The sequence below is a fragment of the Bacillus sp. bc15 genome (assembly GCF_900142585.1).
In the GTDB taxonomy this organism is placed as follows: Bacteria; Bacillota; Bacilli; order Bacillales; family Bacillaceae_G; genus Bacillus_A; species Bacillus_A cereus.
The window spans coordinates 65,489-89,393 of the sequence record NZ_FRBJ01000011.1 but is presented as its reverse complement, the minus strand read 5'-3'; the positions used below and the strand labels follow the sequence as shown (position 1 = coordinate 89,393).

The window sequence follows — 23,905 nt, the reverse complement described above, 5'->3', positions numbered from 1 at the left end:
GTTAAATTGTGGCATACAAATTACTCATTCTTGAAAAACTTAATTTCAGCATTCCACTTTATGATACAATAACTATTTTTTAGAAGTCCTGCTATTAAAGATTTCACATGAAAATACGAAAGAATTAATAAAAAGGCGTTGCACGTTTTTAACAACTATTACTATAACGAAAAGAACCTGCCACAAGACAGGTTCTTTTCGTTATTTTATGATAAAAGAGAAAATGATTAGCATGTGTATTATATAAAAGGAAGCAGCCATATTTTCCATACGATACATACGAGTACTATAATTACAAAATCAAAAAAATCTAATCTCGGACCTTTTTTCATATTCATATGTAGCCACATATGAAACCATTTTATTTTTGTATATTTATGGATGTTTTTCTTTGCAAATCGGTAAATAAGCATTTGCATGATTAAAAATCCGGCCACAAAAATAAATAATAAGATGAGAAATCCAATCACAAAATTCCTCCTATTTTTGTAGCGTTTTTTCTACTATCCGATTTTTCAAAACCCACTCTTCAAACTGGGCACTTCCAAATTCCCAGCTAAGATCGCGAGCATGTACAGAAAAAACGTAATGACCAGCATATTCGTCCATAAATCTTCCTAACTCTACATCGTCTTTCTGAATACCGTATACTCCAAAATTAAAATACACATCCCATACGTCTTCATTCTTCCTCTTATAAGCAATCGATTCCATATCACATTCTGTCCCGAAATAATCAAGATGTAAATGTACGCTATCATCGTATTCGTACTCCATTTTATCACCCCTTATATTTGTACTTCTTTATCACCCAAAAAATTCCTGCTATCTACACTCACATATGGGCAATTACCTACATATCATGCTTGTAGAGTGACTTCTAGGAGGTGTTATATAGTGAAAAAATTAATCGCGATTTTTTGCATCATGTTACTAGCTGTTTTTACTTTTGCTGCTTGTAGTAGTAAAAAAGAAGGTACGAAAGAACAAACTCAAAACATTCGCGTCGGCGAAGTTACCCATTCTCTCTTCTATGCCCCATTATATGTTGGGATTGAAAAAGGATTTTTTAAAGATGAAGGACTAAATATTGACCTACAAACAACAGCTGGTGGCGATAAAACGATGACCGCCCTATTATCTGGCGGAATTGATATTGCTCTCGTCGGTTCTGAAACGTCTATTTACGTTCATCAACAAGGAGCGAAAGACCCTGTCATTAATTTTGCACAGCTTACACAAACAGATGGGACATTTTTAGTTTCACGTAAAAAACTAGACTCTTTTAATTGGAATGACGTAAAAGGTGTTACATTTTTAGGACAGCGTAAAGGCGGCATGCCGCAAATGGTTGGAGAATACGTTTTAAAGAAAAATGGCATTGACCCTCATAAAGATACAAACTTAATTCAAAATATCGAGTTTGCTAATATTGCAAATGCCTTCGCATCTGGTACTGGAGAGTTTGTACAGCTCTTTGAACCGACTGCAAGTATACTTGAGAAAGAAGGTAAAGGTTATATCGTCGCTTCATTCGGAAATGAATCTGGTACTGTTCCTTATACAACGTTCATGGCAAAAGAAAGTTTCTTAAAGAAAGATAAAGCTGCAGCTGAAAAGTTCACACGTGCTCTCTATAAAGCACAGCAATGGGTTGATACACATAGTCCAGAAGAGATTGCTGATACTGTTTCCCCGCTATTTAAAGACACTTCAAAAGACATTACAGTAAAAGTAATTGAACGGTATAAAAAGCAACATTCTTATGCGACAAATCCACTATTAGATGCAGAAGAATGGAAACAGCTCCAAACTATTATGAAAGACGCTGGTGAATTACAAAAAGAAGTCCCACATGAAGCGCTCGTCAATACAAAAATTGCCGAAAGCGTTATTAAGAAATAGAGGCGAAGTGTATGAGTTTTTTGCAAATACGTAACGTTTCTCACTGTTTTTTTGCAAAAGAGAATGCCAAACTTATTCTCGAAGATATGAGCTTACAAGTGGAAGAAGGCGAATTTATTTCTATACTCGGTCCAAGTGGTTGTGGTAAAACAACGCTCCTCTCAATCATTGCTGGACTACTTGATCCAATTGACGGTATCGTCTTTTTAGATGGTGAACCGATTACAACGAAAACATCATCTATGGGATATATGTTGCAACAAGATTACTTATTCCCTTGGAAAACGATTGAAGAAAATATTATGCTTGGACTTCATATTCGAAAGATTTATGATGAGCAGATGAAAGAACATACTTTAAATCTTTTAAAACAAGTCGGTCTGCATGGTGTAGAAGAACAATATCCTCGTGAACTATCCGGCGGTATGCGTCAACGTGCCGCTCTCGTTCGAACATTAGCGACTGATCCGAAAATTTTATTACTAGATGAACCATTCTCCGCACTCGATTATCAAACGAAATTAAAACTAGAAGAACTCGTTTTCAACTTACTAAATAAATATAAGAAAACATCACTACTTGTTACTCATGATATTGAAGAAGCGATCGCGATGAGTGATCGTATTTATTTACTGCAAGCGAATCCCGGAAAAATCGCAAAAACCTTTATCGTCCCGGAAAGTATCCGTTCTTTATCACCGTTAGAAGCACGCCATCACTACGATTTCCCAGCCCTCTTTCAAGATATATGGAAGGAGCTGGAACGACTTGGATAATATAAAACAACTACATGAACAATTTCGAAAGAACGAACGCAGACACGCTTGGATTGCTCGCTCGCTACAACTTTTACTACTTATTCTTTTCTTTGCACTATGGGAAATAGCTAGTAAAAAAGAATGGATTGATCCTTTACTCTTTAGCTCTCCTTCGAGTATTTGGGATCTCTTCTTAACGAAATGGATCGACGGTTCACTTTGGGTCCACATATGGACGACATTACTGGAAACAGGAGTAGGCTTCATTCTCGGAACAGTACTTGGTGCTATTATTGCCACGTTCCTTTGGTGGATGCCACTTCTAGCCCGCGTACTTGATCCTTATCTCGTCGTCCTAAATGCAATGCCAAAAGTTGCACTCGGTCCAATCATCATCGTTATTTTCGGTCCAAACATTTCATCTTCTATCGCAATGGGAGTAATCATTTCCATCATCATTACCATTCTCGTTATTTACAGTGCATTTCAAGAAGTCGATTCTAACTATATAAAAGTGATGGACACATTTGGTGCAAATAAATGGCAATGTTATAAGCAAGTCGTTCTCCCTGCATCCTTTCCAGCAATTATCTCAACGTTAAAAGTAAACGTTGGTTTATCCTGGGTCGGTGTTATTTTCGGAGAACTTCTCGTTTCCAAACAAGGACTTGGCTACTTAATTAGCTACGGATTCCAAGTCTTTAACTTCACACTCGTCTTACTTAGCGTACTACTCACATGTGTTCTTGCAACTCTTATGTATGTATTTGTTGAGGCATTTGAAAAAATTCTAATTGGAAAAAGAAAAAGAAGCTGACTCAAAACAGTACGCTATAGTCAGCTTCTTTCTTTTACCTTTTATCACACATTTTCGTTTCATTTGTAATGTTTCCATCCGCAACCGTAACTGTATGGAAACAGTCTTTCACACGTACTGTAACGACATTATCTTTTCGATCTATCACATGATAATCATTAAACTTTTCATTCAAAGCACTACGAATTTGCTCCCCTTCAAAAATCGGAAAACCGTGAGACATTACCCAAATGAGACCAGCAACAGCAAGAATCGTTTTCATACGTTTCATTACCTCCTCGAGAGTAAACTTATAGTCCCTACAACACGCGCATTATAATTGTGTCTAAATTGTGACATTTTTATACTAATTCTATTTTATACCGCCAGTTCCTTCTTCTTTTTAATGAAAATACAGAATTTTCAATTTTATCAACATGAAAAAACGCAAAGAATTAAAAATTCTTCACGCTTTACTTTAACGAAACTATATCGAACGCATAACTCACATTAGTCTCCACTTTGTTGTTCTATCGTTTTCGAAACATCATATAATCCTGACAGCACTTCCGCTCTCATTTTTACAAGCTCAGGGAACTGATAGAAGAAAGCAATTTTCTTATATTTTAACTCTGTCCCTTCTTTCACCTTTTTTGAATCTTGTAAAATGAACGCTGTAAATGTATCTGCGATATCTTCCGTTACATTTGTTGTTCCATACAGCGATACAAAATCATCATGCTTTTCTTTATAAAATTTAATTTGTGCCTCTTCACTTTCTTCTACTTTCTTTTCTGTCCACTCTTGCTCAATTGGTTTCCAAAATTCATTATAAAATCGGTTAATATACGAAGTTTTTCTCGCACATCCATTTTTCAAGAACACCGTTTTACATTTATTTCGATATGATGAAATGTCTTTCTCTTCATCAAACGCCTCTAAATATTTCCTATCCACTGGTACTTGTTTATGCCCAATCGTTAATACGTGAGCCGTTTCATGAATTAATGTTTTCATCACTTCATCTATATTCACCCCAGAATCGAGCACGTCTAAACTAAGCAACCAATCTCTCGGATCATCCATACTTGGCATGACATGAGCAACAACGCCATCATAACCATCCGTTATTAGATCAAACCCTGTTATATTCTCACGATATTTCACTGGAATGAGAGTGCGATACATGTCCCATAAAGTTTCATGATACTCTCTATCTTGCCGGTGGCTTAACAAATCATCTTTTGCTACTTCGTCATCTGTAAAAGCTTTATTCAATCTCTTACGATCCAATTTCTCAAAATAAGGATCTACAATTTCATCACCATCGATATAATAAGAAGCTAAAAAGAAATAATTGTCATCCTCTTCTTTTTTCTGTTCCGCCTCTTTCATATTCACACTTTCATACTCTTCTATGTCATAATCTTCTACTTTTTCAAGTTCTGAAAGTCCCTCTATCTTTTTATATACTTTTTGTAATGTTTTATCTCCTATTTGCGTGCACTCTTCTTCTGTTTTACAAATTTCTTTTTCTTTCGTAACCTCGATAGCACTATCGCATCCTGCAACTAAACTGCTTGCTATAATACAACACACTAACTTGCCATACAGTTTCTTCATACAATCCCCCATTATTCCATTCTACAAAATATCATAATCATTTTTTTACGAATATGCGATAATTAATTATAAAAACTGCAAGGAGGCTTCTCATGATTCGTGCAATCTTATTCGACTTAGATGGAACACTATTAGATCGGCGCCAATCTTTAGAACAATTTATTTGTGAGCAATATAATCGCTTCTCCTCACATTTGATGAGTATAGAGAAATCAGAGTATTGTTCTCGATTTCTTGAACTCGATAATAATGGCTATACGTGGAAGGATAAAGTATATGCTACTCTCCTTTCCGAATACAACATTACTACTTTAACGCAAGAGCAACTGCTACACGACTATATTACAAACTTCCAACATCATTGTATTCCTTTCAAAAACACGCATGAACTACTTCAACAGTTAAAACAGCGAAACATTAAAATTGGTATTATCACAAATGGTTTTACTGAATTTCAGATGAGCAACCTTCGAGCACTACATATACATACGTATACAAACACCATTCTCGTTTCAGAAGCTGAAGGAATTAAAAAACCTCACCCTGAAATTTTCGAACGTGCTTTGCAAAGACTAGATGTTAAGGCAGAAGAATGTCTTTATGTTGGAGATCATCCAGAAAACGATGTGCTTGGTTCTGAACAAGTAGGAATTCTTGGTGTTTGGAAAAAAGATTCGTTTTGGGGTGATTTTAAGCATTCACGTATCGTAGATAATTTGTTGGGGGTGCTTTCGTTTTTAGAGGTGGAGGTATCAACACAATAATAACAAATAAATTATATCAGCGATTTTCACAATATATCAATTCACCAACCAAAAGTAACAATAATAAGAGGAGGCGTTTTTCACAAACGCCTCCTCTTATTATTCATACACTGTAAACTGCGGTTTACTCGGATGATCTTTTACTAGCGCATCATCTGGAAACTTTGAAACTTTTTGATATACGGCAATGTCACCGATACAACCTGCTGTTAGTAGAATTCCTAAAAATGAGAGTGGCTCCAGATTCATAGCTAATCCCAATACAATTGGCAAAATTCCAGTTGGTAAAAACGGAAGCATTAACACTTTCTTCATTTGCTTTACTGTAACCGCCTGTTTAGAATGAGCATATGCAACACCTAATTTCCAATTAACGCCCCATTTTAGTTCACTCCACGGAACACCTCCGATATAGCGAAAGCCAATTAAATGTATCGCTTCATGAATACAAACGAGAACAATCATTGCGATAATAAAAAGAAACATCGTTAATAATGTAACTTCAACTTGAACCCCACCTGAAAGAAATATATGCAAATAACCAATTCCAAACGACAAAGCAATTATTATAAAAAATAAAGAAAAGTTTAATTTAACCATCGAAACAGTAACAGTCGTTTCTTTTCTTTTATCCATCTTCCCCCTCCTAAAATGTAAATATATCTTTACAAAATTGTATAATATACCAAAAATAATGTGAAGATATATTTACATTTATTCTTACATACAAAAAAAAGAAACCGGCCACTTTACTTCGTAAAACAGCCGATTTCTTCTATATGTTTCATCGTACGCGCTAATACGTCATCGCGCATTATAAAGCTAAATTTTCTATTCGTTTTAATGTTGTCAGGAATGTCTTTTAATAAAACAGACCCTTTCGTTTCTTCGTAATGCGTATGTTCTTCTACCGCACTAATTGTTGCAAAATAAATGTTTTTAATGATTATTTTGTCTTTTCCAGATACTTTGTATTGTCCTAAGTAAGTTAAATCAGAAACTATGCCGCCGGTTTCTTCATGAACCTCTCGAACTGCCGCTTCTTCCGGTGTTTCCCCTATTTCTACTTTACCACCTGGAAATTCAAGACCGCGACGTAAATGATGTGTTAATAACCATTGATCCCCGTACCGGCATACAACCCAAACATGCTTTGGCTCAGGAGAAAATGGATAACGTTCAAACGATAATTGTACAGTGTTGTGGTAATAATCTTTAAATTTGTACATGCCATTACTCCCCTATTGATGGTTACAAGTTTTTCCTACCACAAATTGTAGCATATTCTCGCTTTTCTGCATAATATTATCCAATTACAATCCATTGATTATTCCCATTTGTGCGACTAATTCTTTCGTCTCATGATTTCCTAAATCGTAAATCATTTTATATGCTTTTTGTAGTTGTTCATCATATCGGTCATTATTTGAATCGTGATGATACTCAACAAATGGAACGTGGGAGCGTACAAATGACCCTAAATCTTCTACATATGCTTGATCAAAGTGCTCTCTTAATTCCGTAATTTCCTCATCATTTGCGGAAATCTCAAAATTATACGTATCCGCCGTCTTCACTTGTGAAATTTGACCATTTCCTATTGATATATAATATGTTTTTTTCGTCTCCATGTAACACCCTTCTTTCATCCTTTTATTTTCTATTGTTTTCATTAATTACAAAATTATGTAAAATAAAGAAAAGGAGGGATTTTATGTTCAAAATATTAATTATCGGTATTATCATCGTCCTAATCATCCTCGTACTCTCCATCATGACAATTAATAAAGGCTATGCTTATAAACATTCCGTCGATAAACTAGAAGACAATCCTTATACAAAAAAGAATAAGGAGAATTCCTAATATGCTTCGTATACTTCGCATCATAGTAGCACTCACTGTGATCGTTATGTCGGCAATTGGATTATATACAGGTCAAAATAATTTTTTACCTCTTTCACAATTTCTATTAGGGGCTTTAATGTTTCTCATCGCATTTGAACAAATAAAGAAAAAGGAGGCAGCAACTGGATTTATTTGTATTATTGCCGGTGCTTTCATTTGGATTGTTCTCATCATTAGCTATATCAAATAAAAGGAGGTACATGCATGCTAAAAGGAGTACGGATTACTTTATCACTTATTGCTTTATCTATAGCAATCTATGGATTTTTTACTAGTAATAGAGAAATAATGCCGTATATGTTTATCTCTTTAGGAGTTATGGCCCTCACCATAAGTTTAGAGGAAATATTAAAAAGGCAAACAGGAGGTAGTGTGCTCGCTCTACTAGCAGGAGCCGCTGCTTTATTTATTGGTTTCACAGAAATATTCCGATAAATGGTCTAAAGGAGGCTATACAATGCTAACTCTAACTATATTACGGAGTTTTTTAGCATTTCTCATGCTTCTCTTACTCATTCTAAGCACTTATATCCATGTTACCGATAATTTTTCACTTCTCCCATACGTACAATTTATTCTCAGTTGTTTCTTTATTCTTCTAGGAATTAATGAATTGAAATCCGGACGAAAATCAATGAGTATCCCGTATTTTTTCGTTTCCAGTCTCATATTCTTCTTTTTAATATCAAACTACTTTCGTTATATGTAGAATGAAATTTTGACCAATTTAGCATTTATAATTATTTTCTCTCAGTAACTATTTCTTTCTACTTAAGGGGGATTCCATGTTAAAAAACATTCAAATTATAATCGCCACTATCGCTCTTTCTCTCGCCCTATTTAGCTTCTTTGCAAACTTCACTATTCTTTTACCTTACGTGTTTATCCTTTTAAGTATTATGTGTATCCTTTTTGGAATCGATGAAATAAAGAAGCCGCAAAAAACGAAAGCATTTGTTTATTTTCTCTGTTCTGCCTTTGTTTTATATGTTGGAGTGTCTAGTATACTTTCATAAAAAAAGAACATGTTCGCTCTTAATAAAATAAAAAACTGCCCTTTCACAGGCAGTTTTTTATTTTATCCAAACACTTTCTCAAGTTCATCTTTATCTTGGCTTAACCAGAAGTTCATTAAGCGTTGTGCTCCTTCTAAGTCGTGAAGCTTCGCTTGACCACATTGTGTTTCATTTGCAGCTGGAATTTCTGTAATTTGAACCGCATCTTTTAATGTTAGTTCTAATAAATCAATGATTTCTCGTACTGTCGGTGTTCCGCTTACTACAAGATAATATCCTGTTTGGCAGCCCATCGGTGAAATATCGATAATATCAAAATGCGGATAACGATCAATATATTTACGTAAATTAAATGCTAATAAATGTTCTAACGTATGAATAACATCTGGTTTCATTGCTTGTTTATTCGGTTGGCAAAAACGAATATCGAATTTATTTACAATACCGTCACTACCTACATTGTGAACTCCGCAATGTCTTACATAAGGTGCCTTTACAATCGTATGATCTAATTCAAAGCTTTCTACTGATGGCATACAACATCTCTCCCGCTTTTAATTTAATTCCGTTATATCCAATATGATATAACGGAAATGCACATTAGTAAAGTATTATGTACAGTCGTGCTATAATACTTTAAGACTATGCTGAAAAGGAGACCATTATGAAACAGATTTTTATTGGGATTATACGCTTTTATCAAAAGTTCATTTCTCCGATGACACCACCAACTTGCCGCTTTTATCCGACTTGTTCTCATTACGGATTAGAGGCGTTTCAAAAACATGGTGCCCTCAAAGGCTTTTGGCTTACTTGTAAGCGTATATTAAAATGTCACCCTTTCCACCCGGGAGGATTTGATCCTGTCCCAGATAAAAAGGATGACAAAGTAAATTCTTAATTGTCGTAACCATTCACAACTAAATCTAATTTTCCTGTATCAGGATCTATAACAAGACCGTGAACAGGTACTTCTTCTGGAAGTAATGGATGGTTGCGAAGTATCGATACGCTATGTTCTACACTTTCTTCTACACTAGAGAACCCTTGTAGGAATCTTTCTAAATCGATTCCAGAATAACGGAGTGTATCTAATTTCTCATTTGTTATACCCCGCTCTTTCATCTTCTCAATTGTACTGCTTGCTTGAATTTTTGCCATACCGCAATCGTGGTGACCAACTACACAAACTTCATCAGCACCAAGTTCATATACAGCAACTAAAATACTACGCATAATACTTCCGAATGGATGTGAGATAACAGCTCCTGCTACTTTAATAATTTTCACATCACCGTTACGCATATTCATTGCTTTTGGTAATAATTCAACAAGACGAGTATCCATACAAGAGATAATTACCATTTTTTTATTCGGGAATTTTCCCGTTTCATACTCTTCGTATCTTTTCTCTTCAACAAATTTTTCATTGTATTGTAAAATCTCTTCTAATGACTTCATAGTAAAAAACCCTCTTTTCTCTCATTTACATTACTTATATAGTGTACCAAAATATGAAAAACTCAAAAAGGATATCGCTTTATAGTAAAAATAAGATATTTTCAGATAATCGACATAATTCTTTCAAAATATACACACAGCTTTGTAACAAGTCTCACATACTTTAAACGTATTTTCACTATAAACTGATTGTAGATAATGTAAAAAAGGAGTGAATATTTATTATGTCCGACGTTCTGTTACTGAGTCGTTTTCAATTTGCAATTACTATTTTTTATCACTTTTTATTTGTACCTTTGACAATCGGACTTGTCATTTTAGTAGCATGTATGGAAACTCAATACGCCCGCACATTGAATCCAACATACCGTAAAATGGCAAATTTCTGGGGTAAATTATTTACAATTAACTTCGTAATGGGGATTATAACTGGGATTACGATGGAATTCCAATTTGGAACGAACTGGTCTGAGTACTCCAAATATATGGGAGATATTTTCGGATCACCTCTCGCAATCGAAGCACTCGTTGCCTTCTTCTTAGAATCTACTTTCATGGGAATATGGTTATTCGGTAAAGACAAAATTTCACCAAAGTTCCGTGCCTTCTGTATGTGGATGGTTGCACTTGGAACAAACATTTCCGCACTTTGGATTATTACAGCAAACGGATTTATGCAAAACCCTGTTGGCTACGTAGTACGTAATGGCCGCGCTGAATTAAATGATTTCTGGGCACTCGTTACAAATCCATATGCTTGGAATATGTTCTTCCATACTGTCATTGGTTGTTATATCGTAGGTGCTTTCTTCGTTATGGCAATTAGTGCCTATCACTTATTACGTAAAAATGAAGTGGAATTCTTCAAAAAATCATTTAAGTTTGGTTTAATGTTAGGCTTATTCGCCGCAACAATTACACCGTTTATGGGACATCAATCTGGTGTATCAGCAGCTAAATATCAACCAGCAAAAGGAGCTGCGATGGAAGCAGTTTGGGAAACTGGAAAAGGACAAGGCTTCTCAATTGTTCAAATTCCTGATGTGAAAAATGAGAAAAACTTTGAATTCCTTACGATTCCAAAACTCGGAAGCTTCTTCTATACAAACTCATTTGATGGCGAAATTGTTGGTTTAAAAGATATTCCGAAAGATGAACGTCCAAATGTTAACCTCGTGTATTATAGCTTCCGCTTAATGGTTGCACTTGGTATGTTCTTTATGGCATTAACTTGGTATGGCTTCTATTTAAACCGAAAAGGAAAACTAGAAAACTCAAAACGTTATTTAAAAATTACAATATGGTCTGTCTTACTTCCTTATATCGCGATTAACGCAGGATGGATTGTCGCTGAAGTAGGTCGCCAACCTTGGACAGTATATAAACTAATGCGTACAGCAGAATCTGTATCACCTATATCTGTCCCGCAAATTTGGTTCTCATTAATTAGTTTAATTTTGTTCTACACTTTACTTTTAATCGCAGACGTATACTTAATGCTGAAGTTCGCGAAAAAAGGACCTGCAGCATTAGAAGAACCTGCTACTGAGGGAGGTGTGGCCCATGTCTCATGATATGCTTGCAATCATCTGGTTTGGTTTATGGGGCGTGATTTGGACAGTTTACTTCATTCTTGACGGGTATGCACTTGGTAACGGAATGATCTTTCCTTTCGTTACGAAAGATCGACAAGAACGAAATCAATTACAAGAAGCAATTGGCCCATTCTGGGGCGGTAATGAAGTATGGTTAATTACAGCTGGTGGCGCAACATTTGCTGCCTTCCCAGTCACATATGCAAATATGTTTAGTTATCTATATACACCGTTATTCTTAGTATTACTTGCACTGTTTGCTCGTGCCGCTGGACTGGAATTCATGCATAAAGATGATTCACCGATTTGGCAAAAAACTTGTAAATGGGCATTTGCAATTGGCAGTTTTTTAATTGCTTTCCTATTCGGTGTTACGTTCGCTAATCTTTATTACGGACTACAAATCGGAAAAAATGGCTATGAAGGAAATTTACTTAGCTTACTAAACCATTACGGTATTTTAGGAGGGTTGTTCTTCACTGCTATATTTGTCGTATCCGGTGCCCTTTGGGTCATGATTAAAACGACTGGTGAAGTATCCGACCGTGCTTATAAAATCGCAAGACCATTTTCAATGGCAGCAGCTATTATTTTAGCTATCTTCTATGTAGCAACTGCTAATCGAACAAACTTATTCCAAAACTTTACGGAATATCCGGTACTATTCATTCTTCCAGTACTTGCAATGCTAATGAGTGTACTCGCACTTATTATGGTGTACAAACATAAAATTGGCCTTGCCTTCACATTCGTTTGCCTAACAATCGCAATGTTTATGACAACTGGCTTTGCAGGTATGTTCCCAAGAATGTTACCATCTCGTATTAACGATGCATACAGTACAACGTTATACAACGCAGCCGGTAGTCAATTAAACTTAAAAATTATGTTCTTCGTTGCAATGGTCATGGTACCAATTGTTATTGGATATCAGCTTTGGAGCTACAGTATCTTTAAAAATAAAATTCATAAAGACTCTGCTAAAGGATATCACTAAAATAAAAAAGACACTTCGTTTGAAGTGTCTTTTTTTGTACGTATGATTTTCGATAAGATGTTATATTTCTAATCTAACAACTACACTATAGAAGAATCATTAACAGCTCACAGCTAGATTGTATCATAGGGCAACTTCATCATTTTATGCAATTTTACATACTGTACTATAAAGTAAACTGTATCCCCTGATCATTCGCATCATTATCCCATACATCAGCTGTACTAATCCCGCTAAACGTTTGTACTTTCATTCCTGTATTTGAAGATCCCGATCCATTATAAGCCTTCGTCTTTTCAATCGGCTGTACGTTATATTTGTCACCTACATTAATTGTTCCATTGCAGTTTTCAATAATAACACCTTCCACAACTGCCGGCATTTTGTCACCCACTTTCATTTCTTTACTTTTATTTTATGAAAATCGCCTAGAAAAATAGCATGTTTCAATAAGAAAAAGCACTCAAATTGAGTGCTTTTTCTTTAAGCATAAAGACAAGTTTGGAGACAGTTGACTTCTTCAAAATTTTATTAGGGGTAATATTTTGAAAAAGAAAGCCTTTCATATGTAGGTTAACACTACTGGAATATATAGTAAATTGATAATATTTATACGGAAGATTGCTAATGTTTAGTATAGATAGTTTACACTATGCTAACAGTGAAAACTATCTATACTAATAAAAAAAAAGGTGCCTTCAAAGAAGCCACCTTTCAAAAACAGACACTATAAAACAGAATTATTTATTGTTATACGATTGTTAGATACAAAAAGTAGAGGGAAATGTTTGTATGAAATTCTGCTTTATAAAGTCTGTCTACAACTTATATTGTAATCCTCTTCATTTGAAAAAAAATATAATATGCACAATTGCATACAAAAAGAAAAAGCACTCTACTGAGTGCCTTTTCAACCATTTTACTTTTAATATATCGCTTTGAATATATTGTAACATACGTATCTATATATTTTATTGAGAAAATTCAAAATCATTTTTTCTTTCATTTTTACTTATAAAATCATGTAATATAAAAGGTATGTCAAATTCTTATACAAATTGAGGTGTACTATATTTATGATGTATTTCGGAATTATTCCTCTTATACTATTTATTATTTTTCTTATTTCCTATTTAAAAGATCCGCGAAAAATAATAAACGGCTTTTTATTTAATGCCTTTATCTGTTCATTTCTATTATTTTGCGCTATAGCCTCATTTGAGTCTGGTAATAACGATTTACATTTTATCGTTATCATCCCCATGCTAGCACTACTTGTAATGATTCCTTTTGCTATAGTCGCTTTAATGTTTGGACTCTTTCTTAATGCAAAAATTTTAATGCAACGTGAAGGAAGACGCTTCACAAACTCTTTAACTTTAATTGCTGCTTTAGGGATTTTATTCTTTATAATGCTCCCTATCATAAATCCAGCAAATTTATTCTCAGAGCATTTTCAATTTATCTTTGCTGCTATCTCTCTTATAACTATGTATTTCTTTGTGCATTTATCTAACTTCTTAAGCGCATATTTTTTATACCAATTCAACAGACCAAGACGTAATCAAGATTTCATTATCGTTCTCGGTAGCGGCTTAATTAATGATAAAGTACCACCTTTACTTGCAAGCCGAATTAATAAAGCTATCGACTTTTATTGGAAACAAGCTGCTGTGAATACACCACCAACAATTATTTTCTCTGGCGGTCAAGGTCCAGATGAAGGACTTCCTGAGGCAGAAGCAATGCAAAATTACGCTGTTGAAAAAGGCATTCCGATTGAACATACAGTGCAAGAAAATCGCTCTGTAAACACATATCAAAACATGTTGTTCTCTAAAGAAATTATGGATTCTTTAAAGCCTGAAGGTAAATATAAAAGTATTTTTACCACAAATAATTTTCACCTTTTCCGCGCTGGTATATATGCAAGACAAGCTGGTCTTAACAGCCAAGGGATCGGATCAAAAACTGCATTTTATTATTGGCCTAACGCAATGATCCGTGAATATGTTGCGATTGTCGTAATGGGACGTAAGCGCCATATGAAAATATGTGGAACTATTTTAGGTTTCGCTTTATTCCTAACAGCCCTTAGTTTTATTGTTTCTTAATAGCTATTAAATAAAAGGTCCCCTGAATGCTTTATACAAGGGGGGCCTTTTTTATATCTTTCAGTTCATTAGATTTAAATAAGTAACATAACAGCATACAACACATTAATTATTCCAGAAACCAATCCAACAATAGCAAATGTTTTACTCGTACCTGTCACTTTTTTGTTTAAACCCAATATAGAAAATACGATAGCTACACTACCAATAAGCCCCCATAAGTTTATAAACCAAGATATTAATCCAGTGATGAAACCAACTAAAGAAAAAACTTCTATACTACTATTAGAACTGCTATTTGGAAAACTTCCCTCTACCGTTTTATAGCTAAGACTCTCCCCGCACTGTCCGCAAAATTTATTGCCTTCTTTCGTTTCATTTCCACATTTCGTACAGTATCCCACAGAATCCCCTCCCTAAGGTTAGTGCCCCAAATGTATATATCCATACTATTCATTCTACTTTTTCATATTAAAATTATGACCACTCTCTAATCTTCTACTGTTGTATTTTAAATAATAATATGGTCATAATATTCCCTGCATACATCCATTAAAGGAGAAATTTTTCAAATTAAATGTTAAAATAAAATTTAGGTGTGAATTATGTAACAAACAAGAAACTAGTTTGAAACGAGGAAATTACATGGAGAAAATTATCAAAAACAAGCCCAATAAGCTAAAAATTGCTTCGAAAGCTTTGATGATTATTATTGGGGCATTTATCACAGCGTACGGATTAGAAGCAGTATTAATTCCAAATAACGTATCAGACGGTGGTGTGACTGGTTTAAGTATCGTTAGTTCAAGATTATTTGGATTGCCATTAGGAGCTCTAATCGCGGTTATTAACATTCCTTTCGTTTGGTTAGGATATAAGCAGATCGGTAAAAGCTTTGCAATTTATTCTATTATCGGGATTGCTTCATTAGCAATAGGTACCGTTGTCATGCACGGAATACCAGCTATTATTGAAGGCGATACATTATTAGTTACAGTTGTTGGTGGTATTATCATCGGTTTTGGTATGGGACTAGCATTACGTAACGGTGGCGCATTAGATGGAATCGATATGCTAGCTGTATTGCTCTCTCGTAAGTTACCATTTGGAACGAGTGACCTTATTTTATTCTTAAACATGTTCGTATTTATTTTCGTATCAACAGTATTCGGTCTTCAAGGAGCTATCCTCTCGGCAATTGCTTACTTTATCGCTTCGAAAGTAATTCATATCGTTGAAGTTGGTTTAAGTGGTTCAAAAGCATTTAAAATTATCACAAAAGAGCCTGAATTAATGGTAGAAACAATTCGCGATCGTTTAGGCCGAAGTGCAACATATAACGAAGTATACGGTGGTTATTCAAGAGAGAAATTCAAAGAAATTTCTTGCGTAATTAATCGTTTAGAAGAAAGTAAAATGAAAGAACTTATTAATGAAATCGATCCACACGCCTTTATTACAGTTTATGACGTAGCAGAAGTAAAAGGCGGTAATTTCAAGAAACGCGATATTCATTAATCGTTATGAAAAAGAGGGTGTGCCAACAATTTGGCACACCCTCTTTTTATTATTAAGTTGCTATAGTTGTCAGTTTTTTTTCAGTAAGTAGATATATTTTTACTCGCCCCACCGACTCCCACGTTTAATCCACGCTACATACTTTTGAAAAGCCGTCACTTCATGTTGAAAACGCAGCGGGATATACAACAATAAAGTGCATGTACACAGTATCCATAGAATACCTACTACAAAATGAAATTTCATTGTCGTGCTAATAAACAAGCTGAGGAATAATACAAGGAACATAATTACACTAAATCTTTTATACGTAGTCATACTATCCCCTCCTTATACTTCAATTGTACCAGTTATAAGGAATTAATTTCCACAAAAAGACCAAAAAGCAACTTACACTTTTCGGTCTCTCTACTATCTTCTCTTCGTAATTTTCCCTGAACCACCGACCCTCGTTTTCGGAGGAGATGTATTTCTTGGCGGCGTTTTAATAGATGATTTCGGCTTCACATCTGATCCACTTGAACCACCTGGTGTTTTTGTAATTTTACCCTTGCTTCCAGTAGAAGGTGGGGGCGTCGTATTACTTCCTTTTTCAGTAATACTTCCCTTATCACCTACTGATGGTTTCGAATCTACATTATCGCCTCGCTTAATGATAGACCCTTTCCCTTCCTTCGTAATTGGAGGTGGGGTTTTCTTTTCTTCTTTCGTAGGTGGTCTCTCTGGAATAACTGGTTTATGATTTTGTCTGTCATTATATCCTCGATAATCACCATATGATGATTTTCGTGAACCGAATATATCGTTTAATATGCTACCCATAATATATCCTTGCAAGAAGGACGGTTGGTAGTTTTGACGGACAAATTCTTCATTACTTACTTCAATTAACGTATCAGATGGTTTCTCTTTATCCTTTTGAAGGTTATACATTTTATCCGAATAAACGAGAAACATTTGATTTTCGTCTTCTTTAGATGCTTGTTTCGGTTTCCTTTCGGCTATAAGTTCCTTCGCGACTTCAGGAACTGACCGATTGGCGGCCCTATACACGTAAGATTCTTGTTTACCTTCCTTTGCGACAGACTCAAGCGGATAACGGTCTTGAATCGACTTTGTCTGCCCGCCTTGACAACCTGATAAGGCATAACCAGCAACAACAAGTAATGTAACGATAGCAAGTATAGGGATCACAAACGATTTAATCATGGTAAACAATCGGTTTGACATGATTACGCCCCCTTACGTTGCTCTTATAATTTGTACATCAGCAGGAATGATTGCTTCTCCCTCATACATCATTGTACGACCATTTTGCCATTCAATACGCAATAATTTTCGATTATCTGATTGGAATTCCCAGACGTACTGTTCCTCTGAAGCTGAGAATGGTGTTTTCCCCATCACAACAACACGTCCGTTATATTGTTCTTCCATATGGTACTCTGTATCATCCATTTCAATTGTCGTCGGAATTTCCTCAATTGAATCTAAGCGACCATCAATTGGTGTATATAATTTGTAATACGTATTTTCACGATCTTCAATTTTTAAATAACGAATGTCTTTCCCGTCTTGCAGTGTTAAAACAATTTCCTTGCGAGAATGCATACTCGTTTTCCCAGTTAATTCGTACATGACTAATGAAACTTCAATCATATCACCAGGAGCTAACGTTAAAAGACTCTTTTCCAGCTTCGGTGGCTCTGGGCTTTTCATTATATTTTTAATTCGTTTAAATAAACTCATGATCTACCCCTCCTTTTCTCTTTATAAACAAGCACCTAAAATAAGTGCACCAACAATATGTAATGATCCGGCTAACATCGCATGTGCAACGCTACCTTCTTTCGTACCTTCTTCTAAATCAAGACCAGACATTTTCTTTAATACGAATTCGATAAACATTTCTACCACTAATAAAATAACGAAAGAAACTGCTGATGCAAGAAGTGCTTGCCATAAATCATTTGCTTTCGTTATCGATTGAGATAATATGTACCCTTGTGCAAATAATTTCATAATAAAACGAGTTGTTACAGCTGTATTTCCATTTTTGATTTCTTTTAAATCATTGTATTTTGTAAAAATCGAATCAACCCACATAATTGCAAATAAAAGTACTGCACTCGCTCCAGTCCATACAAGCATGGCAACTACATTCATCCATGTCATTGCAAAACCTCCTCAAAAATATAATAGAAAACCGACATGAATTTGTTTAGACATGTCGGTTCATTTGTCTCTATTCTATATTATTTCTCATACTGCTTCATAATACGAGCTAATTCATCGTCAACAGCAGAATTTTTGTTTAAGCTTGCGAATTCATCATCTAATGACTTTTCTTTCTTATAAACTTCACCGCTTGCTTCCGCTTCAGCCTCTAATTGAAGAGCTTTCTCCTCCATACGGCTTAAACCAGCTTTTGCTGAATTTGAATCAAATCCAGACATCGCCTGATTAATATTTTTTTGTGCTTTCGCTGCATTTACACGTGCTACAAGTGTTTCACGTTTATTTTTCAGCTCATTTAATTGCTTGCGCATTTCTTCTAGCTTAAGGCGCAGGTTATCAGCAGCAGCTTTATTTTGCTCATAGCTTGTTTTATACTCATTCATTTTTTGCTCTGCATTTTGTTTTTCTTCTAATGCACGACGCGCAAGATCTAAGTTATTAGCTTGAACAGCCATATGAGCTTGCTCTTCACGTTTTTTCACAAGTGCTTCTTGCTCTTCAAATAATATTTTGAATTTCTTCTCAAGTGCGATTTGAGCTGCTACACTTTTCTCAGCCTCTTGTACATCGGCTTGCATATCGCGTAAATATTGATCCGTCATCTTAACTGGATCTTCCGCTTTTTCAATTAACGAGTACACATTCGACATTGTTAAATCTCTTAATCGTTTAAATACAGACATCTAAATTCCTCCTATGATATACCTCATATTTCAAATTCACTACTTGGAAAACTGAAAAATCTCCCTTTACAGTAAAGAATATTCATTTTTACAGCCTATGTGTTTATTATAACAAAACTAATATGTCCTTACATGTTATTTCCAAAATACATCCATTATAATATGACATTCTATATACAATATTGCATTTCTAATATATTCTCATTATCCCTCTTTGAAATTAACTTACTTTTGTGCAATTTCACTAAATTACATAAGTGTAATGTTACTGTAAGCTAACTCGATAGTTGCATTCCGATATTTCTTATACACTAATACCAGAAGCAACAAACAAGCTTCTTCACATGTAAGCACTAATACAAAAATTGTATTTACTATAAAACATATAAAAGGAGAAATCATCATGAAAAAATTAGTAGGAATCGGATTAGCAGCAGCAATTTCATTTGGAGCATTATCAGGTTGTTCTTTATTAGGAGAGAAAGCGAACGGTTTTGTACTGTACGGCTCAGAAGAACAAGTTCAACAAATTACAGATAAAAACAAAAAAGAAGTGAAAGAAAAAGACTTCTATAAAATGAAAATGACAACATTAGATGGTAACAAAGTTCTTGTAATGGATAAGAAAACTGGTGAAGAACTAGTGAAAAAAGAGTTACTTAGCAAAGTTGATGAAAAAGACAACACGAAACCACTTGATAAATTACCAGCTGTAACAACAGAACAAGGTGTATTATTCGCAAAAGAGAAAGTAGAAAATGCTACACTTGATGGAGCGAAATTAAAATATGAAGGCAACACAATTATCGGAAGTGGCCGTGCATATACAGATATGTATGCAATTGTTGATGACGCAACTTACAGCAATGTAAAAGGTGATGAAAAATCTGTAGGTGTATTAAAATTTGATAAAGACCCGAGTAAAGAATTCCCTGGTTACAAAGGCGTAGAAGCTTCTCAACTTGTAAAAATTAAAAAGTAAAACAAAAAAGCTTTGCGAAATTCGCAAAGCTTTTTTCTATTTATTATGAGCAATTTGCTCCATATCCGGGCTACAAGTTTGCGACTGACATGACTTATTTAAAGAACATGCCGCGCATTTTCCTTTTTTACTTCTCTTTACAAAATTAACTAACGTATATGCTGCATAACCAAAAATGATAGCTCCAATTATAATATTGACCATCATCACAATACATCTCCTTCTAGAATCCGAGTAAGGATCCAACTTGGTATATAATGAGCGTTAATACATAAGCAACTACGAGTGGATAAACGACTGAAAAAATCGTCCATTTCGCTGATCCTGTTTCACGTTTAATAACAGCTACGGTCGCTAAACACGGAACATATAATAAAATAAAGAACATAAATGCATAAGCTGATAATGCTGTATAATGTGCTCCCATTACATTTCCAAGCACATCTTCTTTAACCGCATAAATAATTGCCATTGTAGAAACGACAACTTCTTTCGCTAAAAATCCTGTTAAAAGGGATGCCGCAGCTTGCCACGTTCCAAAGCCGAGCGGTGCAAATAATGGTGCGATAAATCCACCAATCATCGCTAAGTAGCTATCTCCCATATCAACGCCAAATCCTGATGGACCTGCATAGTTTAATAACCAAATAACAACCGAACCACCAAAGATGAATGTACCAGCTTTACGAACAAATCCCTTTCCTTTCTCCCACGTGCTCAGCCATAACGTTTTCGCTTGTGGCACACGATAAGGCGGTAGTTCAATTACGAAAATAGATTTTTCTGCTTTCAAAATCGTAAGAGACATAATTTTTGTAACGAGTAATGCCAGAACAATACCTGCGACATATAAAGAAAATACAACAGTCGCCTGACTATTAGGGAAGAATACGCCCGCAAATAATGCATATACAGGTAATCGTGCTGAACAAGACATAAACGGTGTTACTAAAATGGTAAGTAAACGTTCTTTCTCCTGTTCAATGGTTCTCGCTGCCATAATACCTGGAACGTTACATCCAAAACCAATAATCATCGGAATAAAAGCTTTACCGTTTAAGCCAAAGAACTCCATAATTCTATCCATAACAACTGCAATTCGCGCCATATATCCTGAGTCTTCTAATAATGAAATGAAAAAGAATAGTGCAAAGATTTGTGGTACGAATACTAATACAGCACCAACACCGGCAATAATACCTTCTGTAACGAGTGCTTGAATAAAATCAGAAGCTCCAATACTTGTAAGTCCAGCCGTCACCCAATCCGTAAGCTGACCACCAAAAAACTCATCTAACATATCCGATAAAGGTGTACCAATCCACGTAAACGTAACCTGAAAAATAAAAAACATAACTGCTAAAAAGATTGGAAGTCCTAAAATTTTATGTGTAATTAATCTATCAATTTTTTCTGAAAAAGGAATTTTCCCTTCTTTCTCATGCTTCATAACATTTGTTTTTAACTTTTCAATATACGCTTCACGAGTTTTGTAAATGTGCTCTTCTAACGTACAATCAAGTTTTCCTTCTAAGCGAGATCGAATGGCTATGAGTTCCTTATAAATTGGTAATGCTTTCATTTCTTTTTCTACTACTTCGTTATTGCTTAAAAATTGAAGTGCTAACCATCTCGGATGCTCATAATTCGCTGTCTCTAAAAGAGCAATTACTTCTCCAATTCCTTCATCCATTTGTACACCATATGAAATAAGGAATGGCTTTTTCTCCTTTTTGTCATTTTCTTTAAGAGTCGCAAGTAGTTCTTCACAACCTTTTCCACTTCTTGCAACGACAGGAACGACTGTTACACCTAATAGTTCTGATAATCGTTTTACATCAATGACAATTCCTCTTTGCTTCGCCACATCAACCATATTTAAACCAATTGAGACCGGCTTACCAAATTCAAGTAATTGCAACGTTAAATGCATATTTCTCTCAAACTGCGAAGAATCTACGATATTTAACATATGATTAAATTCTTCTGTTAATAGAAAGTTTGTTACAACACCTTCATCACGTGAAACTGGATTTAAATCATACACACCTGGTAAATCAATTAATGTTCCTTGTCTATCTTTTAATTTACCAACCTTTTTTTCTACTGTTACACCGCTCCAGTTTCCTACGTATTCATAAGAACCAGTAAGTGCATTAAATAATGATGTCTTCCCTGTATTCGGATTCCCTAGCAAAGCTACCTTATTCACGCTAATTCCACCTTTATCATTTTCGCGTCACAATGACGAATACTAATTAACTGTCCACGACACTCCAATGTACAAGGACCTTTGAACATCGCTTTCTGTTTCAAGCGAAGTTCGCTTCCTTCCGCAAGACCGAAAGCAGCTAGTCTACGCTTTAATAGCTGATCTAAAGACTGAATACTTTTTACTAACACTTTCTCTCCAATTTTAATATCTACTAAGCTCATAACCTTCCCCCTCAGAAGAGAATGATAATTATTTTCAAAAAAATTATACCACACCCAATTTCTCTTGTACTATACCCTTTTGCTTCATATTTATTAACATTTCGCTACAATTCTATTTCAATTATTGTCATACAGCATTTGTTTGCCATTCTCATCCATTTCGCTTACAATAAACAATAGCAAATAAAGAATCTCGTTATCACTGGGGGAGCCATGCCGCTGAGAGGGAACACTTCGTTCCGACCCTTCGAACCTGTTAGTTAATGCTAACGCAGGGATTGTGCAAACGTCCGAAATACATACCTCATTTTTATTTACGTATTTCGTATCCTCCTATGATATCTATTCTTTTTTGTACAACTTGGATTTAGGGGGAGACAACATGCGTAACACCAATTTACAAGCGATGATCGAATCTGCTATTCTTGCAGCCTTCGCCTTGGTCATCGACATTTTACCACTTTCAATAAAAATATCAGCAACAGGCGGTTCCATTTCATTTGCTATGATTCCTATTTTTATTATCGCATACCGCTGGGGCTTCAAAATGGCTTTCTTAGGAGGCTTAATTTGGGGATTATTACAAATTGTCGTAGGCAATGCCATTATCGTCACACCAATTCAAGTATTAATTGAATACTTTGTTGCTTTCGCATTCATTGGATTTGCTGGTTTATTCTATCGGCCAATTCAAAAGGCGCTTTTAGCGTCAAATGAAAATAGCGAAGAACAATCAAATTTAGGTAGCCGTAAAGACAAACCTTCATCAAAACCAAACCAAGGAAAGAAAGTAATTGGATACATTATCGTCGCTACTTTTATCGGTAGTCTAGCTCGTTACTTCTGTCACTTTATCGCTGGTATCATTTTCTGGGGACAATATGCACCAAAAGGCCAATCGGCTTTCCTATATTCTTTAATATTTAACGGTAGTACAATGATTGGTTCCTATATTCTATGTACCGTTTTACTTATATTTTTATTTATCACTTCACCACGCTTATTCAAAAGCATCAGTGCTTATCAAATGAATACACAAAAAAAGGGCGCTTAATGAGCGCTCTTTTTTCATATCGTAATATTAATTAAAAATACAATAAATACGCAAAAGAA

At 35.1% G+C, this 23,905-nt stretch carries 34 protein-coding genes and 1 riboswitch; of the genes, 15 read left to right on the top strand and 19 right to left on the bottom strand.

Features of this window, described 5'->3' with window-relative positions:
* Window positions 1–239: 239 nt before the first annotated feature.
* Window positions 240–470 carry a hypothetical protein gene (locus tag BUA87_RS25485; protein ID WP_000578986.1) on the bottom strand — a complete coding sequence of 77 codons (231 nt, stop codon included), beginning with the start codon at window positions 468–470 and terminating at the stop codon, window positions 240–242.
* A 10-nt stretch (window positions 471–480) separates the two neighbouring features.
* Entirely contained in the window at window positions 481–777 is a 297-nt protein-coding gene (locus tag BUA87_RS25480) for a DUF3986 family protein (RefSeq protein WP_000455579.1), read from the bottom strand.
* A 120-nt stretch (window positions 778–897) separates the two neighbouring features.
* On the opposite strand from BUA87_RS25480, the gene BUA87_RS25475 reads away from it, so the two are divergent.
* The 3 genes from BUA87_RS25475 to BUA87_RS25465 are packed head-to-tail and all read left to right on the top strand — an operon-like array spanning window position 898 to window position 3,480.
* Complete coding sequence (locus tag BUA87_RS25475) at window positions 898–1,905, top strand: ABC transporter substrate-binding protein (RefSeq protein ID WP_053563500.1); 1,008 nt, start codon at window positions 898–900, stop codon at window positions 1,903–1,905.
* Between the two features lie 11 nt (window positions 1,906–1,916).
* The gene (locus BUA87_RS25470) at window positions 1,917–2,681 is read left to right on the top strand and encodes an ABC transporter ATP-binding protein (RefSeq protein ID WP_000009022.1); all 765 of its coding nucleotides are present in this window, start codon (window positions 1,917–1,919) and stop codon (window positions 2,679–2,681) included.
* Window positions 2,674–3,480: an ABC transporter permease gene (locus tag BUA87_RS25465; protein WP_065229472.1), complete on the top strand. Its 807-nt coding sequence runs from the start codon at window positions 2,674–2,676 to the stop codon at window positions 3,478–3,480. Before BUA87_RS25470 ends, BUA87_RS25465 begins: the two co-directional genes overlap by 8 nt.
* A 34-nt stretch (window positions 3,481–3,514) precedes the next feature.
* On the opposite strand, the gene BUA87_RS25460 is transcribed toward BUA87_RS25465, so the two are convergent.
* Together BUA87_RS25460 and BUA87_RS25455 are read right to left on the bottom strand one after the other, a co-directional pair.
* Window positions 3,515–3,742, bottom strand: coding sequence for a hypothetical protein (locus BUA87_RS25460; RefSeq protein ID WP_000849112.1), 228 nt, complete (start codon window positions 3,740–3,742; stop codon window positions 3,515–3,517).
* A 227-nt stretch (window positions 3,743–3,969) separates the two neighbouring features.
* Window positions 3,970–5,082: a hypothetical protein gene (locus BUA87_RS25455; RefSeq protein WP_061138898.1), complete on the bottom strand. Its 1,113-nt coding sequence runs from the start codon at window positions 5,080–5,082 to the stop codon at window positions 3,970–3,972.
* Window positions 5,083–5,174: 92 nt separating this feature from the next.
* Here BUA87_RS25455 and BUA87_RS25450 point away from each other — a divergent pair, with 92 nt between their 5' ends.
* Window positions 5,175–5,846 carry an HAD family hydrolase gene (locus BUA87_RS25450; RefSeq protein WP_071713473.1) on the top strand — a complete coding sequence of 224 codons (672 nt, stop codon included), beginning with the start codon at window positions 5,175–5,177 and terminating at the stop codon, window positions 5,844–5,846.
* A gap of 99 nt (window positions 5,847–5,945) precedes the next feature.
* Here the strand turns inward: BUA87_RS25450 and BUA87_RS25445 are convergent, their stop codons facing one another.
* The 3 genes from BUA87_RS25445 to BUA87_RS25435 all read right to left on the bottom strand — a co-directional run bounded on the left by BUA87_RS25445 (window position 5,946) and on the right by BUA87_RS25435 (window position 7,477).
* A complete protein-coding gene (locus BUA87_RS25445; RefSeq protein WP_000361288.1) occupies window positions 5,946–6,482 on the bottom strand; it encodes a DUF3267 domain-containing protein in 537 nt (178 codons plus the stop codon).
* Window positions 6,483–6,595: 113 nt separating this feature from the next.
* On the bottom strand, window positions 6,596–7,075 hold the full coding sequence (mutTA, locus tag BUA87_RS25440; RefSeq protein ID WP_000276382.1) for an antimutator 8-oxo-(dGTP/GTP)ase: 480 nt from the start codon (window positions 7,073–7,075) through the stop codon (window positions 6,596–6,598).
* An 84-nt stretch (window positions 7,076–7,159) separates the two neighbouring features.
* Window positions 7,160–7,477, bottom strand: a complete 318-nt coding sequence (locus BUA87_RS25435; protein WP_000448409.1) for a hypothetical protein — start codon at window positions 7,475–7,477, stop codon at window positions 7,160–7,162.
* Window positions 7,478–7,560: 83 nt separating this feature from the next.
* On the opposite strand from BUA87_RS25435, the gene ytzI reads away from it, so the two are divergent.
* From ytzI to BUA87_RS25410, 4 genes are all read left to right on the top strand, one after another.
* On the top strand, window positions 7,561–7,710 hold the full coding sequence (ytzI, locus tag BUA87_RS25430; RefSeq protein WP_000472791.1) for a YtzI protein: 150 nt from the start codon (window positions 7,561–7,563) through the stop codon (window positions 7,708–7,710).
* A gap of 1 nt (window position 7,711) precedes the next feature.
* The gene (locus BUA87_RS25425; protein ID WP_000944455.1) at window positions 7,712–7,942 is read left to right on the top strand and encodes a DUF3953 domain-containing protein; all 231 of its coding nucleotides are present in this window, start codon (window positions 7,712–7,714) and stop codon (window positions 7,940–7,942) included.
* 14 nt (window positions 7,943–7,956) lie between these two features.
* Window positions 7,957–8,187 carry a DUF3953 domain-containing protein gene (locus tag BUA87_RS25420; protein WP_000912059.1) on the top strand — a complete coding sequence of 77 codons (231 nt, stop codon included), beginning with the start codon at window positions 7,957–7,959 and terminating at the stop codon, window positions 8,185–8,187.
* A 350-nt stretch (window positions 8,188–8,537) separates the two neighbouring features.
* Complete coding sequence (locus BUA87_RS25410) at window positions 8,538–8,768, top strand: YczI family protein (protein WP_071713474.1); 231 nt, start codon at window positions 8,538–8,540, stop codon at window positions 8,766–8,768.
* Between the two features lie 62 nt (window positions 8,769–8,830).
* Here the strand turns inward: BUA87_RS25410 and luxS are convergent, their stop codons facing one another.
* Window positions 8,831–9,304: an S-ribosylhomocysteine lyase LuxS gene (gene luxS, locus BUA87_RS25405; RefSeq protein ID WP_001141371.1), complete on the bottom strand. Its 474-nt coding sequence runs from the start codon at window positions 9,302–9,304 to the stop codon at window positions 8,831–8,833.
* Between the two features lie 128 nt (window positions 9,305–9,432).
* Between luxS and yidD the strand changes: the two genes are divergently transcribed.
* Window positions 9,433–9,669, top strand: a complete 237-nt coding sequence (yidD, locus tag BUA87_RS25400) for a membrane protein insertion efficiency factor YidD (protein WP_000809334.1) — start codon at window positions 9,433–9,435, stop codon at window positions 9,667–9,669.
* Here yidD and BUA87_RS25395 read toward each other — a convergent pair.
* Entirely contained in the window at window positions 9,666–10,229 is a 564-nt protein-coding gene (locus BUA87_RS25395; RefSeq protein WP_000838173.1) for a beta-class carbonic anhydrase, read from the bottom strand. The two genes, yidD and BUA87_RS25395, sit on opposite strands and share 4 nt — an antisense overlap.
* Before the next feature lie 224 nt (window positions 10,230–10,453).
* Between BUA87_RS25395 and cydA the strand changes: the two genes are divergently transcribed.
* Window positions 10,454–11,803, top strand: coding sequence for a cytochrome ubiquinol oxidase subunit I (gene cydA / locus BUA87_RS25390; RefSeq protein WP_001286166.1), 1,350 nt, complete (start codon window positions 10,454–10,456; stop codon window positions 11,801–11,803).
* A complete protein-coding gene (gene cydB / locus BUA87_RS25385; protein ID WP_000017662.1) occupies window positions 11,793–12,821 on the top strand; it encodes a cytochrome d ubiquinol oxidase subunit II in 1,029 nt (342 codons plus the stop codon). The genes cydA and cydB overlap by 11 nt, the downstream gene beginning before the upstream one ends.
* 166 nt (window positions 12,822–12,987) lie before the next feature.
* Here the strand turns inward: cydB and BUA87_RS25380 are convergent, their stop codons facing one another.
* Window positions 12,988–13,221 (bottom strand): spore germination protein, encoded by a 234-nt coding sequence (locus BUA87_RS25380; RefSeq protein ID WP_002001299.1) that lies wholly within the window; start codon window positions 13,219–13,221, stop codon window positions 12,988–12,990.
* Window positions 13,222–13,900: 679 nt separating this feature from the next.
* Here BUA87_RS25380 and BUA87_RS25375 point away from each other — a divergent pair.
* On the top strand, window positions 13,901–14,935 hold the full coding sequence (locus BUA87_RS25375) for a YdcF family protein (RefSeq protein WP_042969141.1): 1,035 nt from the start codon (window positions 13,901–13,903) through the stop codon (window positions 14,933–14,935).
* A 74-nt stretch (window positions 14,936–15,009) separates the two neighbouring features.
* Here the strand turns inward: BUA87_RS25375 and BUA87_RS25370 are convergent, their stop codons facing one another.
* Complete coding sequence (locus tag BUA87_RS25370; protein WP_053563494.1) at window positions 15,010–15,339, bottom strand: zinc ribbon domain-containing protein; 330 nt, start codon at window positions 15,337–15,339, stop codon at window positions 15,010–15,012.
* Window positions 15,340–15,580: 241 nt separating this feature from the next.
* Between BUA87_RS25370 and BUA87_RS25365 the strand changes: the two genes are divergently transcribed.
* A complete protein-coding gene (locus BUA87_RS25365; RefSeq protein WP_000411240.1) occupies window positions 15,581–16,453 on the top strand; it encodes a YitT family protein in 873 nt (290 codons plus the stop codon).
* Between the two features lie 99 nt (window positions 16,454–16,552).
* Here the strand turns inward: BUA87_RS25365 and BUA87_RS25360 are convergent, their stop codons facing one another.
* From BUA87_RS25360 to BUA87_RS25340, 5 genes are all read right to left on the bottom strand, one after another.
* Window positions 16,553–16,771: a hypothetical protein gene (locus BUA87_RS25360; RefSeq protein WP_016123492.1), complete on the bottom strand. Its 219-nt coding sequence runs from the start codon at window positions 16,769–16,771 to the stop codon at window positions 16,553–16,555.
* 93 nt (window positions 16,772–16,864) lie between these two features.
* Window positions 16,865–17,683: a DUF4247 domain-containing protein gene (locus BUA87_RS25355; RefSeq protein WP_065229475.1), complete on the bottom strand. Its 819-nt coding sequence runs from the start codon at window positions 17,681–17,683 to the stop codon at window positions 16,865–16,867.
* Between the two features lie 12 nt (window positions 17,684–17,695).
* The gene (locus BUA87_RS25350) at window positions 17,696–18,202 is read right to left on the bottom strand and encodes a DUF4178 domain-containing protein (RefSeq protein WP_072941191.1); all 507 of its coding nucleotides are present in this window, start codon (window positions 18,200–18,202) and stop codon (window positions 17,696–17,698) included.
* Window positions 18,203–18,223: 21 nt separating this feature from the next.
* Window positions 18,224–18,628 carry a DUF350 domain-containing protein gene (locus tag BUA87_RS25345; RefSeq protein WP_000220087.1) on the bottom strand — a complete coding sequence of 135 codons (405 nt, stop codon included), beginning with the start codon at window positions 18,626–18,628 and terminating at the stop codon, window positions 18,224–18,226.
* Window positions 18,629–18,708: 80 nt separating this feature from the next.
* Window positions 18,709–19,374 (bottom strand): PspA/IM30 family protein, encoded by a 666-nt coding sequence (locus BUA87_RS25340; RefSeq protein WP_065229476.1) that lies wholly within the window; start codon window positions 19,372–19,374, stop codon window positions 18,709–18,711.
* Between the two features lie 403 nt (window positions 19,375–19,777).
* Here BUA87_RS25340 and BUA87_RS25335 point away from each other — a divergent pair, with 403 nt between their 5' ends.
* The gene (locus BUA87_RS25335; protein WP_072941188.1) at window positions 19,778–20,356 is read left to right on the top strand and encodes a lipoprotein BA_5634 family protein; all 579 of its coding nucleotides are present in this window, start codon (window positions 19,778–19,780) and stop codon (window positions 20,354–20,356) included.
* A 36-nt stretch (window positions 20,357–20,392) separates the two neighbouring features.
* Here BUA87_RS25335 and BUA87_RS25330 read toward each other — a convergent pair whose 3' ends face one another.
* The 3 genes from BUA87_RS25330 to BUA87_RS25320 are packed head-to-tail and all read right to left on the bottom strand — an operon-like array spanning window position 20,393 to window position 22,792.
* A complete protein-coding gene (locus BUA87_RS25330) occupies window positions 20,393–20,563 on the bottom strand; it encodes a FeoB-associated Cys-rich membrane protein (RefSeq protein WP_000989598.1) in 171 nt (56 codons plus the stop codon).
* Between the two features lie 16 nt (window positions 20,564–20,579).
* Window positions 20,580–22,568: a ferrous iron transport protein B gene (feoB, locus tag BUA87_RS25325; RefSeq protein WP_053563489.1), complete on the bottom strand. Its 1,989-nt coding sequence runs from the start codon at window positions 22,566–22,568 to the stop codon at window positions 20,580–20,582.
* Window positions 22,565–22,792, bottom strand: a complete 228-nt coding sequence (locus BUA87_RS25320) for a FeoA family protein (protein WP_000060512.1) — start codon at window positions 22,790–22,792, stop codon at window positions 22,565–22,567. Before BUA87_RS25320 ends, feoB begins: the two co-directional genes overlap by 4 nt.
* A 194-nt stretch (window positions 22,793–22,986) precedes the next feature.
* A riboswitch (TPP riboswitch) is annotated at window positions 22,987–23,088 on the top strand.
* Window positions 23,089–23,174: 86 nt separating this feature from the next.
* Between BUA87_RS25320 and thiT the strand changes: the two genes are divergently transcribed.
* Window positions 23,175–23,846, top strand: a complete 672-nt coding sequence (thiT, locus tag BUA87_RS25315; protein ID WP_072941184.1) for an energy-coupled thiamine transporter ThiT — start codon at window positions 23,175–23,177, stop codon at window positions 23,844–23,846.
* The last annotated feature ends 59 nt before the right edge of the window (window positions 23,847–23,905 follow it).